This window comes from Blautia sp. AF34-10 (genome assembly GCF_003477865.1).
In the GTDB taxonomy this organism is placed as follows: domain Bacteria; phylum Bacillota; class Clostridia; order Lachnospirales; family Lachnospiraceae; genus Fusicatenibacter; species Fusicatenibacter saccharivorans.
The window spans coordinates 25,457-39,771 of sequence record NZ_QUED01000023.1; the positions used below are offsets into that span (position 1 = coordinate 25,457).

At 46.4% G+C, this 14,315-nt stretch carries 12 protein-coding genes and 1 pseudogene; all 13 read left to right on the forward strand.

Annotated features, from left to right (window positions below):
* Nucleotides 1-37: 37 nt before the first annotated feature.
* The 13 genes and pseudogenes from DWZ60_RS13275 (at nt 38) to DWZ60_RS13325 (ending at nt 14,025) form a co-directional block, all read left to right on the forward strand.
* Complete coding sequence (locus DWZ60_RS13275; protein WP_119208824.1) at nt 38-739, forward strand: ATP-binding protein; 702 nt, start codon at nt 38-40, stop codon at nt 737-739.
* Between the two features lie 118 nt (nt 740-857).
* Nucleotides 858-1,424 (forward strand): hypothetical protein, encoded by a 567-nt coding sequence (locus tag DWZ60_RS13280; RefSeq protein ID WP_118595882.1) that lies wholly within the window; start codon nt 858-860, stop codon nt 1,422-1,424.
* Nucleotides 1,425-1,679: 255 nt separating this feature from the next.
* Nucleotides 1,680-2,588 (forward strand): ROK family protein, encoded by a 909-nt coding sequence (locus tag DWZ60_RS13285; protein WP_243038326.1) that lies wholly within the window; start codon nt 1,680-1,682, stop codon nt 2,586-2,588.
* Nucleotides 2,589-2,656: 68 nt separating this feature from the next.
* Nucleotides 2,657-3,100, forward strand: coding sequence for a GntR family transcriptional regulator (locus DWZ60_RS18295; protein ID WP_243038327.1), 444 nt, complete (start codon nt 2,657-2,659; stop codon nt 3,098-3,100).
* Nucleotides 3,076-3,372, forward strand: coding sequence for a UTRA domain-containing protein (locus DWZ60_RS18300; protein WP_243038328.1), 297 nt, complete (start codon nt 3,076-3,078; stop codon nt 3,370-3,372). Before DWZ60_RS18295 ends, DWZ60_RS18300 begins: the two co-directional genes overlap by 25 nt.
* A gap of 145 nt (nt 3,373-3,517) precedes the next feature.
* The gene (locus tag DWZ60_RS13295; RefSeq protein ID WP_119221826.1) at nt 3,518-5,299 is read left to right on the forward strand and encodes a class I mannose-6-phosphate isomerase; all 1,782 of its coding nucleotides are present in this window, start codon (nt 3,518-3,520) and stop codon (nt 5,297-5,299) included.
* Nucleotides 5,300-5,349: 50 nt separating this feature from the next.
* The gene (locus DWZ60_RS13300) at nt 5,350-7,746 is read left to right on the forward strand and encodes a hypothetical protein (RefSeq protein ID WP_119221813.1); all 2,397 of its coding nucleotides are present in this window, start codon (nt 5,350-5,352) and stop codon (nt 7,744-7,746) included.
* A gap of 390 nt (nt 7,747-8,136) precedes the next feature.
* Nucleotides 8,137-8,892, forward strand: coding sequence for a LacI family DNA-binding transcriptional regulator (locus tag DWZ60_RS13305; RefSeq protein ID WP_243038329.1), 756 nt, complete (start codon nt 8,137-8,139; stop codon nt 8,890-8,892).
* Nucleotides 8,829-9,143: a substrate-binding domain-containing protein gene (locus DWZ60_RS18305; protein ID WP_330415143.1), complete on the forward strand. Its 315-nt coding sequence runs from the start codon at nt 8,829-8,831 to the stop codon at nt 9,141-9,143. The genes DWZ60_RS13305 and DWZ60_RS18305 overlap by 64 nt, the downstream gene beginning before the upstream one ends.
* 103 nt (nt 9,144-9,246) lie before the next feature.
* A complete protein-coding gene (locus DWZ60_RS13310; protein WP_119221828.1) occupies nt 9,247-10,134 on the forward strand; it encodes an ABC transporter permease in 888 nt (295 codons plus the stop codon).
* A 12-nt stretch (nt 10,135-10,146) separates the two neighbouring features.
* Nucleotides 10,147-11,078: pseudogene (locus DWZ60_RS13315) on the forward strand (carbohydrate ABC transporter permease).
* Between the two features lie 95 nt (nt 11,079-11,173).
* Entirely contained in the window at nt 11,174-12,625 is a 1,452-nt protein-coding gene (locus DWZ60_RS13320; protein ID WP_117509974.1) for an ABC transporter substrate-binding protein, read from the forward strand.
* Nucleotides 12,626-12,735: 110 nt separating this feature from the next.
* Nucleotides 12,736-14,025 carry a glycoside hydrolase family 125 protein gene (locus DWZ60_RS13325; protein WP_055219311.1) on the forward strand — a complete coding sequence of 430 codons (1,290 nt, stop codon included), beginning with the start codon at nt 12,736-12,738 and terminating at the stop codon, nt 14,023-14,025.
* The last annotated feature ends 290 nt before the right edge of the window (nt 14,026-14,315 follow it).

Sequence of the window (14,315 nt, forward strand, 5' to 3'; positions counted from 1 at the left end):
GGTATTGAGAAACAAAGAGAAAAAAGGAGATTCAGTGATGATTCGAAAAATTGTTCAGATAGAGGAAGACAGATGTACAGGATGCGGGCTTTGTGCGCATGCCTGTCATGAAAGTGCGATTGCGATGGTTGACGGGAAGGCAAAGCTGATCCGGGATGACTACTGCGACGGATTCGGTGACTGCCTGCCGGTCTGTCCGGCAGATGCGATTTCGTTTGTGGAGCGGGAGGCGCTGCCGTACGATGAGGAGGCGGTAAAAGAGAACCAGCGGAAGGCAAAAGAGGCGGCCGGACAGGAGAATACCGGAGCAGGAAAAGCAGGTGAAAACAGCTGGGCGATTGACCGTGCAGATGCGCAGGAAAATTCTGCAGCAGTTCCGTCCCGGCTCCGCCAGTGGCCGGTGCAGATCAAGCTGGTGCAGGAGCGGGCTTCGATGTTTGCAGGAGCAGACCTTCTCGTTGCGGCGGATTGTACAGCGTATGCATATGGAAACTTCCACCAGGATTTCATTCGGGATCATGTCGTTCTCGTAGGCTGTACAAAACTTGACGATGTCGATTATTCCGAGAAACTTGCGCGGATTTTCATGCGGAATGATATTAAGAGTATCACGGTTGCACGCATGGAGGTTCCGTGCTGCGCAGGAATGGAGCGTGCCGTGAAGATGGCGCTGAAAGAGAGTGGAAAGAAGATTCCGGTGAAAACCGTGGTGATTTCTACGGAGGGGGAAATTTTGTAGAAAATCAGATATAGTAATTAGCGTGTGCCCTTAAAAGTTATTTTACAATTGGTACATTCTGCTTTGTGGAATATGTAAGACGAAAAAAATGAAAAGCTCGGTAAGAGGTATTAGAAAAATGAGTATGACGAAGATACAAGAGGAGCTTCTTGGTGCGCTGATCGGTCTGGCCCGGTCGGTAGATGGAAGAGGAGAAGCAGCAAAAGGTGAATCGCAGGAGTTTTCCAGCGGTGACAGCAATGGTCACCGCCCGGACAAAGCCACGCATGAGATTCTGCTTGGCGGAATTTGTGCGGCAAATCCGGAAAAAGAGCTGAGGGAAGAAGAGGGGAAATCCTGGATTGTACGCGTGGAGGCAGAAAAGAACCGTCTGAATCCGGATTGCGCAGTGTGCAAGGGAAAATGCGGCAGAACAGATAACTATGATCTCGAAGAAATGGAGACAGATGAACCGTCGGACCGGGCACGAAAAGAGCAGATTCTTGCGGAATTGTTTCCGATGGCAGAAAAACTGCAGCAGCTTCGGAAAGAAACAAAAGAGCAAAACGAAGAATTGCAGGGGGCGGTTAATTTTTTGTATAAGGCATTGTTTGCGATTGGAAACTATGTCGGGGAAAAGAGTCTGCAGAGTGTGGTGCAGGAGATGAATAACCTTTTTGTTAAATTGGAAAATGTATTAAAATAAGTAGAAAATAAGAAAAATCCTCTGTCCGGAGTGTATAAAAAACCCCGGAAACAGGGGATTTTTTGCGTTTTGCGCCAAGTGCATAAAACGTATTATCGCGTTTTCACAAAGTTTTGCAAAAGCAGACAAAATTGCAGACAGGCGCTTGCAACAGAAAAATGAATAGGTTATAACATTATAACAAGGTGGCAGGAGAACCAATACAAAGAAATGAGATTCTAGTGGCATATAAACAGAAAAAATGCAGGGGAAAAGATGAAAAGGGACGGAAGCGGGATGGAGCAGAAAAAATATATCCTTCTGGATGTTGGCGGAACGGAAATCAAAGGAAGTGTGTCGGACGGAAATGGAGTAAGAACGAAAATCCGGAAATTTCCAGCACAGGCGCAGAAGAGCACAGAGAAGATTCTGGACAATTTTGCAAAGATCTGCCGGGAACTGATGAGAGAAGCAGACGGAAGTGTTGTCGGAGTTGGGATGGCGATTCCGGGTCCGTTTGATTATGAAAATGGAATCAGCCGGATGCAGGGACTGAATAAGTACGATGCCATTTACGGGATTCCACTGGAAAGAGAAATCAAGGCGCGCGTGCCGGAACTTGGATCAGCACGATTTTTGTTTTTACATGACATTGAAGCATTTGCACTGGGAGAAAGCTGGTACGGAAACTGTCGTGATGTAGATAAAATTCTGTGCGTCTGCATCGGAACCGGCGTCGGATCTGCTTTTGTAGAAAACGGCAAAACAGTGAAAACGGGAAAAGGTGTGCCGGAAAATGGATGGATTTATCAACAGCCGTTTGGAGATTCCATTTTGGACGATTATCTTTCTGTGCGCGGGCTGGAGCAGATTAGCCTGGCTGTGACAGGAAAAGTGTGGAGTGGAAAAGAATTGTATGGTCTGGTAAAAGCGGGAAACATGGAGGCAGAAGAAGTCTGGAGAAGATTTGGAGCAGATGTGGCGGCTGGCCTTCTTCCTGTGCTGGAGGAATATCAGCCGGATCTGCTGCTTCTGGGCGGACAGATTGCAAAAAGTTTTTCCTGGTTTGGAAAAGAACTGGAAAGAGAGTGCGAGAAAAGAAAGATTCGGATTCAGATAGAAACGGAAACATCCGGCCGTGCCATGGAAGGCCTGTTGTCACAGTTTCCTGAAAAAACACAATAGAGCAAAAATATTTTCAGAAACAAAAATACAATGCTATGGAGAGAAAAGAAGAAGGAGAAACTGCAAAAATGGATAGAAATCCGGGAGCACCGCCGCTGTATGCGCAGCTGGAACAGATTCTGAAACAGCAGATCGAATGCGGCACGTACAAAAAAGGAGATTTTCTGCCAACAGAAAAAGAGCTGATGGAAAAGTACGAGCTTTCGCGTGTGACAGTACGCCAGGCGATGACGAATCTGGTACAGAGCGGTTACGCCCGTGCACGGCGCGGCATCGGAACAGATGTTGTCTACGAGAAAGTCGAAGAGCAGATGGAAGGTGTCATCAGCTTCACGGAAGAAATGAAAAAGCATCACATCGAAATGCAGACAACATACTGCAAGATGGAACTGATCAGTCCCGGGGAAACGGTAGCAAGAAGTCTGCAGATTCCATTGACGGAGCCATGTTATTGCCTGAAACGTGTGAGGAATGCTGTGGGAAACCCATGGTCTATACCATTACGTATCTGAAAAAAATCTGCGAACTGCCAACAGAGCCGGAGCCATACATGGAATCGCTGTATCAGTATCTGCGGGAGGAACATGGAATCTATATTGAATCCGGCCGGGATACGCTTGAGGCGGCACTTCCATCGGAAGAGGTGCAGAAAGCACTGAAAATTGATGCGCAGATGCCTATTTTTATCCGGACACGGCAGACATTTCGGAAGGGCGGCGAGGTTTTTGAATATTCGATCTGCTATTATCCGGGAAATCGTTATAAGTACACGGTGGAACTGTAAACATATGACATGTAAAAAAACGAAACCGGACAGAAGTGCGAAATCCGCCAGATGCGAAAGCGTTGAAACAAAGATGATAGGTCTGATCGGCGCAGGGAACAACCCAATGGATGGAAGAAAAATTAAGAAAAGGAAAAGAATCCAAATGAATTTAAAAAAGAAATATGGAAACTACGAATTACATCCGCAAATGAAGATCACAGGATACGAAAATGAAATCTGGGATGAAAAAAAGGAGATCATCGAAGAATTAAAACGGGCGGTTCAGGAAAAACAGAAAGAAAAGAAAACCTGTATTCTTTCCTTTGATCTGTACCCGGGTGTACGAAAAGAAGAAATAATGGAACTGGCCAATGCGCTGCAGCCAGACCGGATTTTTGATATCGAAGACTGTGCCAAAGACGAAGAAACGCTGTTAAGAGAATTTAAAGATTACATCACCGATGACCGTGTTTTCGGCATTATGTGTCATAAAACCATAGACACCTGGTTTGAGAGCGAAAAGCTGGAAACCATGAAAAAAGCAATTGAGACAGAACGTGCGGAAGAAAAAGATACAAACGGTGGTCTGATCGTGATCGTTGGTACAGCGACAGAGCTTCTGGCCGAAGCAGATGTTCTTGTTTACTGTGATCTGACCCGCTGGGAAGTTCAGCTCCGCTACCGAAGCGGCATGCCAAACTGGCACAGTACCAATTACAACGATCCGATCCTGACGAAATATAAACGGGGATTTTTCATTGAATGGCGTCTGGCGGACCGCTATAAAAAAGAGCGGTATGAAAAATTCACGTATCTTCTGGATACGGAGAAAGAAAATGCACCGGTTCTTACAACGGGAAATGCCTTCCGAGGCGCACTGCAGCAGCTTGCCAGACAGCCATTTCGTATGGAGCCGTATTTCGACCCTGGCGTATGGGGCGGTCAGTGGATGAAGGAAAACTTTGGTCTGGATGCATCGAAGGAAAATTTCGCGTGGAGCTTTGACGGAGTTCCGGAGGAAAACAGTCTGAATCTGGAAATCGGCGGAAAAGTCTTAAAAGTACCGGCACAGGATCTTGTCTTCTATGCGCCGCATGAACTGCTGGGTGAAAGAGTCCACGGCCGGTTCGGCGCAGAATTCCCGATCCGTTTTGACCTGCTGGATACGATGGGCGGTCAGAACCTTTCCCTGCAGGTACATCCGCTGACCGAATATATCTATGAAAAATTCGGCATGCCATATACGCAGGATGAGAGCTACTATCTTCTGGATGCCGATGAAGATGAGGAAACGTATGTATACCTCGGCCTCAAAGAAGGTGTGGATAAAAAAGAGATGGGGCGGGAACTTCGTGCAGCAGAAAAAGGAGAAGAACTTTTCCCTGCGGAAAAATATGTCAACAAAATTCCGGTCAAAAAACACGATCATGTGCTGATCCCGGCAGGAACGGTGCACTGTTCCGGCAAGAATACAATGGTACTGGAAATCAGCGCGACACCGTATATTTTTACCTTTAAGCTCTGGGACTGGGGCCGCCTTGGCATGGATGGACTGCCGCGTCCGATCCATCTCGACCACGGTATGAAAAATATCCAGTGGAACCGCGATACCAAATGGGTGTACGACAATATCGTCGGCCAGCAGAAAACACTGGAAAAAACAGAAAACTGTGAAGTGGAGCGCACCGGACTGCACAGCCGCGAGTTTATCGATACGATGCGCTACACACTTTCGGAAGTGTACACCGTTTCCATGGATGACACCGTTCACGTCATGAACCTGGTGGATGGACGCAGTGCTACGATTGAGAGCGTGGATGGAAGCTTTGCACCGTTTACGGTACATTACGCAGAAACCGCCATTGTTCCGGCAGCGGTCGGAACGTATCGGATTGTACCGAAAAAAGGCGAGACGATTAAAATGCTGGTAGCATCTGTGGGGTAAAGAGAGATAAAAATTTTGAACAACATAGAACAGGAAAAGGAGAAATTATCATGACACACAAAATCAGAGAAGTCTACATTGTACATCATTCCCATACCGATGTGGGTTACACCGATCTGCAGGAACAGGTTATTTATAACCAGGCAAACAACATCCGCCGGGCAGTCGAACTGATTGAAAATGGAATCAAAAACAACACAACCCAGAAAGATCTGAAATGGAACTGTGAGACATGGTACTGCGTGGAGCAGTTCTTCAAAATGGCAACGGAGGAAGAAAAAGAAAAGTTTTTCGATCTGGTAAAAAAAGGAAACATCGGTCTGTCTGCCAATTATCTGAACTTTAATGATCTTGCCGACTGCAAATATCTGAAAGAAAAAATCCATACGATGCAGGAAATCTGCGGCGAAAAAGGAATCCAGATCAAAACAGCCATGATTGCAGATATTAATGGTATCTCCATGGGACAGCGCGATGCCCTGATCGAAAACGGAGTAGAATTTTTGTATACCAATATCCATACCCATCACGGCATGTATCCGCTGTATCAGAACCAGAAACCGTATTTCTGGGAAAATGAGAACGGACAGCGTCTGCTGGTATGGAATGGTGAGCATTATAACCTGGGAAATGCCCTCGGCATTGTTCTGAACAAAAATGTTAATTTTATGACGGAAAACTACTTCGGCAAAAAGAATGGTGATGTGACAGGACTTCTGGAAAATCTGCACACGAATCTGGCTGCGAGCATAAAGGAATATGAAGAAAACGGTTATCCGTACGATTTCTATATCACCAGTGTTTCCGGCGTTTTTTCGGATAATGCGCCGATCAACCCGGCCATTGCAGATACGGTTGCGCTGTTTAATGAAAAATATGGCGAAGAAGTCACCATGCATATGGTGACGCTTCAGGAATTGTATGACAAGATCCGGGATAAAGTGCAGGATGCACCGGTGTATCGAGGTGCCATCAATGACTGGTGGGGCAATGGCGTTGGAAGTACACCATATGCGGTGAAACATTACAAAGAGGCCGTACGACTGAACCATATCTGCGACCGACTGGAAGAAAAAACAGGGGTACATAACGAAGAACTGATTCAGGCATATGGCGATAATTCTCTTTTATATGCAGAGCACACCTGGGGTCATTCTGCTACGGTAACGAATCCGTACGATACCATGGTGACAAATCTGGATATGCGGAAAAACAGTTATGCATCCAAAGCACATGAGGCAGCAGCGATGCGTAAAAATGAGCAGTGCCATAAACTGGGTGATATTCTGCGCTATTATAATCTGTCCGGTAAAGTGAAGGCGGTCTCCACAAGCCATCAAAAGAGAGTATTTCCGGTAGAATTTTACGTAGAAACCTTAAGTCTTTCTGCAGTTAAAGTAACCGATGACAAAACAAAACAGGAGATGGAGGTGCAGCTGTCTGCTCATCCGCGCGGAGTCCTGATAAGTTTTCTGGCAGAATTTGAGCCAATGGAAGAGAAAACGTTCACGTACGAAGAGCAGCTGGCTCCGTCCCAGACCCTGTTCACCAGAACTGCCTGGGTAGGCGCAGAGCGGGTGCGCGATATTGTGAACACGTACGATCCGGAAAGTTACAAACTGCCTTACGGTCTGGAAAACGATTTCTTTCAGATCAAATGGAAAGTCGGAGAGGGTATTACCTCCTTTTACAATAAAAAAGCAGAGGTTGAAATGTGCAAATCCGGTCTGGAAACGTTCTTCACGCCGGTTTATGAACGCACCGAAATACGGAAGGGGGTTTATGCGGAACGCAGTCTGATCGGAAGAAATATCCGCGGACTTCACGCAGAGCAGTATCAGGGTGACCTTACGGATGTGAAAATTCTGGATCACGGACCGGTGTTTACCAAAGTAGAACTGATCTTTACCCTGGAGGGAACGTATCACAGCAGTATTGTGATCAAAATGTACCGTCATCTTCCGAAAATTGAGTTTTCTTACCGGGTAGCCAAAACATTAAGCGAGGATATCGAAAGCCTGTACCTTCCGTTATCGTTAAATCTTCCGGATGCGGAAGTGATGATCCAGAATGGAGGTGTTACCATGCGCCCTGGTATTGATCAGCTTCCTGGCACCAATATGGAATACTATATTGCGGATGAAGGGCTCGTTTACCGGACAAAAGATCAGACCATTCTGGTTAATACTTTTGACACACCGTTACTTTACATGGGGGAGATGGAATCCCACCCAATCCTTCTGTGCGATAACAAAGAGGAGAATAATAAACGGCCGGTTTACAGCTGGATTATGAATAACACATGGGAAACAAACTTCAAGATGGACTTGTCCGGATTCAGTGAGTTCCGTTATGGAGTGGAGATTGTGGAGCAGGGAACCGCAGAGAAAGATATGGAAAGCCTGTCAGATAATGACAAGGGTGTGGTTACCTTTATTTGCGGGTAATCATTGTTCCGCGGTTTTACGGCGGTGTCAGGCAATGAGGCCATGGCTGTCTGGCGGTAGTATGAAAAACAGCAGAAGATGAAAAAAGACAGCGGGGAGTATGACAATTAGACGAAAAAGTCAGACTTTCCGCTGCTTTTTCGTTAAAAATGAAAACAGGCGAAAAAGTACTGCGTTAATATTAAGATGTTATGTGACTTAACACAAGAACACAGATTTTCTGTCTAAAAAATCAAAAGAAACAGAAGAATACTCCTCGATCTATACAAATTAGGACTGGAAAATAAGAATTTTAATATACAAAATAACGAAAAGGCTATTGACAATCTTTCTAAAGGATGTTAACATATAAAAACAAGTTAAGAAACAAATAGAGGGGCTGTTGGTAACATGGCAGAGAGAAAATCAGTATCCATGCAGGATCTGGCAGATAAGCTGGGCATCAGTAAAGTAACAGTTTCCAAGGCGCTGAACGGAAAAGACGGCGTGGGAGAAGAACTGAAAGAAAAGATTTTTGCGCTTGCGAGAGAATCCGGTTATGTCCTTCCGGACTACGGAAAACGGAAGAGCAAAAAAGTCGGTATCATCATGAGTCCGCGGTTCAGCTCCGGAGACGAAGGAAAATTTTATATGGCAATGTACGAGCGGATCATCTACGAGCTGCAGAGAGCATCCTGCTCGAGTATCATGATTTCTCCGACAACAGCAACACTCCCGTCGGACATGAACACGATACAGACCAGCGGGCTGTTCGACGGCCTGATCTTTCTTGGTATTCTCGATAAGGGTGTCCGGGAGCAGATTGCACAGATTGATCTCCCGAAGGTGTATGTGGACATCTACGATCGAACCCACAAATCCGATTCCGTCATCACCGAGAATATTTACAGCTCCTATGAGCTGACCAATTACCTGATCCAGCAGGGTCACACAGACATCGGATTTGTCGGAACCGTAGGAAGTACAACCAGTATTTCCGACCGATATCTCGGATATCTGCGGAGAATGCTGGAGGAGGGAATTTCCCCGAAAAATGAGTGGAGAATCCCGGACCGAAGCGATGAAGCATTGCCATTCCGCTTTTGCTGCCGGAGAAGCTGCCCACCGCATTTGTCTGTAACTGCGATGCCACCGCATTCAAATTAGTGCAGGCATTAAAAGAGCGTGGAATCTGCGTACCGGAGGATGTTTCCGTGACCGGTTTTGATGATTCCATTTATGCACAGCTGTGCAGTCCGCCGCTCACCACGGTTGCGGTTGACACCGACGCGATTGCACGTCTTGCGGCAAAACGTATGATCAAACATATGAATGAACCGCAGAAAAAGAGCGGCGAGGTATACCGCATTCCCGGAAAGATTATTTACCGGGATTCCGTTTGTAAGATAAACGGATAAAGTGATAAGCCCGAGCAATCGGGAGAAGGAGGAAAAAATCTTGAGTAAACCAAGCAAAAAGAAAAAAGGACGCTGGACCAAGAATGACACGGAGCTGACCGTCATGGCGCTGCCGACCACCATCTGGTACATTCTGTTCAGCTTCCTGCCTATGTTCGGTTTGATTATTGCATTCAAGAACTACAAAATCACCGGTGGAAAGAGTTTCATTTATAACCTGCTCCACAGTGACTGGGCCGGATTTAAAAACTTTTCGTTCCTGATCAGATCCAATGATCTGTTCGTCATTCTGCGAAATACAATCCTGTATAACCTGGCATTTATCGCCCTGGGTATGGTGTTTTCCGTAGGACTGGCTATCATGATCAGCCTGCTGCACAACAAAAGAGCATCGAAGGTATATCAGACCATGATGTTCTTCCCGTACTTCATGTCATGGGTTGTAGCTTCCTACTTCCTGGATGCATTCCTGAACCAGGATAACGGTCTGATCAACAGCATTCTGAGAAACGCAGGCAAGGAACCGATTCAGTGGTACATGAGTGCCGGTGTATGGCCATTTATCCTGATCTTCATGTATCTGTGGAAATCTACCGGATACAACATGGTTATCTACCTGTCCAGCATTTCCGGTATTGATACAACACTGTACGAGGCAGCCGTTATGGACGGCGCCAACAAGAGACAGCAGGTATGGCACATTACCCTGCCTTGCTTAAAGAGTGTCATCATCATGATGTTCATCCTGAATGTCGGAAAGGTCTTCTACTCCGACTTCGGACTGTTCTTCCAGCTTTCTCAGGGAGCAAGCGGTTCGATCTTCAAAACGACAGCAACTATCGACACATATGTATACAACGCACTGCAGTCTTCCACTCCGATCGGAATGACTTCTGCGGCAACATTCTTCCAGTCTGTTGCATGCTGCATCACCATCCTTCTTGCCAATGCCATTGTGAAGAAGATTGATGAAGACAGCGCGATTATTTAAGGAGGTACGAAAATGGCAAAAAAGAAAAAAGATCTTGATCTGGCTTCCTCTTCACATTTAAATCAGATCCAGGGATCTACAAATGCAATTTTCAATGTTATTTTTGTGATCCTCGCCCTGGCCTGTATTATCCCGGTGGTATTCATTTTTATGATCTCGATTTCTTCCGAGCATTCGATCAAGATGAACGGCTACCAGTTTATTCCGAGCGCATACTCGCTGGATTCCTACAAATTCCTTCTTCGGGAAGGACAGATGATCCTGACAGCACTTGGCGTTTCCGTTGCGGTAACGGTTATCGGTACGGTAATCGGAGTTGCCCTTACAATGCTGATGGGTTACGTTCTTTCCAGAAGCACCTACAAACTGAACGGATTCTTCACCATGGTCGTTTTTATTCCAATGATCTTCAATGGTGGTATGATTTCTTCTTATGTAGTTAACACACAGTTCCTCAACCTGAAAAACAGTATCTGGGCGCTGATCCTTCCGCTTTGTGTTTCTTCGTTCAACGTTGTTATCTGTAAAACGTTCTTCAAGACCAACATTCCGGAATCCATCATTGAGTCGGCACAGATCGACGGAGCAACCCAGTTCCAGATTTTCGGAAAGATCGCCCTGCCGCTGTCGAAACCGCTGATGGCAACGATCGCCCTGTTCCTCACCTCGGTTACTGGAACGACTGGTTCCAGTCTTCCCTGTACATCAGCGATACCAAGCTGTATTCCCTGCAGGCTCTGCTGGATCACGTACAGAGAAATATTGAGATGATGGCAAACAACCCGTCTCTTGGCGTTACCACGGCACAGTACATGAACTCGATGCCAAAAGAGGGCGCCCGTATGGCGATGGCAATCATCATCATCATCCCGATCGCATGCTGCTATCCGTTCTTCCAGAAATACTTCATTTCCGGTCTGACGGTCGGTGCGGTAAAAGGCTGATCGACCATTTACCTTTATGGATCTCATACTGAAGCAAAAGGCTTCGGTTAAGGATAATTTCAACATTCTATATTTTATATCAGGAGGATGCTACAATGAAAAAGAAACAGTTTTTAGCTCTTGCACTTTCTGCTGTTATGGCCGGTGGCATGCTGGCAGGCTGCGGAAGCAGCAACGGAAGCAGCAGCTCTTCAAAGAGTGATGCAAAAGATGAAGTTGTTACACTGAAATGGATTCAGGTTGGTAACGGAATGCCGAAGGATTATGATGAGTGGCTTGCACAGATCAACCCATATCTGGAGGAGAAAATCGGCGTTAATGTAGACATGGAGATCGTTCCGTGGGGTGACTGGGATAACAGAAGAAGCGTTATCACAAACTCCGGCGAGTATTTCGATATCCTGTTCACCGACCAGAACCGTTACTCTTCTGAGGTGAACACCGGCGCACTGATGGACATTACAGATCTGCTCAAAGACAACGCTTCCGAGCTGTATGACATGATTCCGGAAGATTACTGGAAAGCAGTAGAAGTAAATGGAAAAATCTACGGCGTACCGACCTACAAAGACAGCTCCCTTTCCGAGTACTTTGTATGGGATCAGGATATTGCAGACAAATATAACATTGATGTAAATTCTGTAACAGATTTCAATACTCTGTACGATGCTCTGAAGACAGTAAAAGAGGGCGAAGGCGGATCTCCGTACTTCATGTCCAAAAATGGTGCAAACTTCCTGCTGAACCTGAACTACGATGATTTAAGCTCCGGACTTCCGGCAATCGGCGTTAAATACGGCGATGACAGCAAGACCGTTGTCAATCCGCTGGATGACGAAGAAATCCTTTCCAACCTGGATATCGTTCGTAAAATGTATCAGGAGGGCATCATCAACGGAGACGCTCCGACAGCAGATGATTCCAGCAAATACGCAATGTTCTTTGTTGCACAGGGATGGAGCGGCGCTGCAAAAACAACATGGGGTCCGAACAATGGTATCGCTAATTGTTCAGCAGTACAGTATGGCAACACAGTCGTTTCCAACACAACCGTACGTGGTTCCATCAATGGTATCTACTCCGGATGCAAACACCCGGACAAAGCACTTCAGCTTCTGAACCTGGTAAACACCGATTCCAAAGTGCGTGACTGGTTCTACTATGGAGCAGAAGGAAAAGACTTCGAGTACACCGATGACAATAAAGTACACCGCCTGACCACTGACTGGGGCATGGCCGGATATACCCAGGGTACTTTCTTCAATGTAACACAGACAGACGATGTTGACTTCAACCAGTGGGATGAAGTAGAAGAGCTGAACGAGAAAGCAACTCCGTCTGAGATGCTTGGATTCAACCTGGATACCTCCAACATCGAAACAGAGCTTGCAAACTGCCGTGCCGTATATGAGAAATACTATTCTGAGTTATTCACCGGCGCACAGGATCCGAGAGAGCTTGTAAAAACAATCGATGCAGAGCTTGAGACCGCAGGCTGGGAGACCATCCGCGAAGAAGCTCAGAAACAGATTGACGCACAGAAATAAGTCTGATACATTAATTTTATAAGAACTACAACAGGGCATTTTCGATTGCGGAGATGCCTGTTGTAGAATAACGGGAAATGAGAAAAATTGAGCGAAAGGATGAAAAAAGAATGAAAGAGACCTTACCAAAGTCCATTCAGGAGCTGATTTTAAGCCTGAGAGAAAAACTGAAAGACGAGCCGGAAATCGTTGATATGTTTGAACGATGCTACTCCAATACCCTCGACACAACCGTAAAGAAAATGGAGGACGGCAGCACCTACGTCATCACCGGAGATATCCCGGCCATGTGGCTGCGTGACTCGGTAGCACAGCTGCGCCCGTACCTTGTTCCGGCGCAGAACGACCCGGAGCTGGCTGACCTGATCGCAGGCCTTATCCGCCGCCAGTTTATGTGCATCAACATTGATCCATACGCAAACGCATTCAACGAAGGACCGAATGGCAACTGCTGGGAGAAGGACGAGACCGATATGGGACCGTGGATCTGGGAGAGAAAGTATGAGATCGATTCTCTCTGCTATCCGCTGCAGTTCTCCTATCTGTTCTGGAAGAACACCGGAAGAACGGATCAGTTTGACGAGGTTTTCTGGGAAGGTGTTGACAAAATCCTGACTGTATTTGAGACTGAAATGAACCACGAGGAGAAATCCCCGTACAGCTTCATCCGTAAAAACTGCTCCTACACCGATACGCTTTCCCGCGATGGAAAAGGTGCGCAGGTAAAATCCGGCATCGGCCTGATCTGGTCCGGCTTCCGTCCAAGCGATGATTCCTGCCGTTACGGTTATCTGATTCCGTCCAACATGTTTGCGGTTGTCGTTCTGAATTATCTGAAGGAGATCGCAGATTTCGTCGGCGGAAAAGAGGAGATTGCGAAGAAAGCAGAAGAGATGGCAAAGACCGTAAAACAGGCCATTGAGACTTACGGTACCACCCATATCTGGGGACTTGGCGATGTTTATGCTTACGAGGTAGACGGCTTTGGCCAGTATAATCTGATGGACGATGCCAATGTACCGAGTCTTCTGGCTATGAGCTATCTCGGCTACGAGCCGGAAAGCCAGGAAGTGGCTGACAACACAAGAAAGCTGATCTTAAGCGAGGCAAACCCGTTCTATTATGCAGGAACGAAGCTTTCCGGTATCGGAAGCCCGCACACACCGGTTCGCTACGTATGGCACATCTCCAAAGCCATCGAGGGACTGACCGCACCGACAAAGGAGGAGAAACATCAGATGATCCACGAACTGATGGCAACCGACGGCGGTACAGGACTGATGCACGAGGGTGTTTTCGTAGATGATCCGACCGTTTACACCAGAGAGTGGTTCTCCTGGGCGAATGCGATGTTCTGCGAGCTGGTGATGCAGTATTGCGGGTATGAGATTAAGAAATAAACAAAAAGAAAAACGAAAAAGATAGAAAAGAGGAGGCTGTGGTCGCTGCACAGCCTCCTCTTTTCGTCTACACCAAAGAAAACTGTCAGTAACAGTTTCCCTGAAAGGAGGGACAGCAGTGGGGAGAATACTGCTGTCCCAGGGGAACATGGGATTTTCATTTTGATTCATTTCTCTGCACACGGGGTATTATACACAGTTTTTTGCGATATGTAAAAGATATAATTGATATGAAAGATATAATAAATTGGCATGACGAAGAAATGTAAAAGAATCTGAGCATCAGAAAA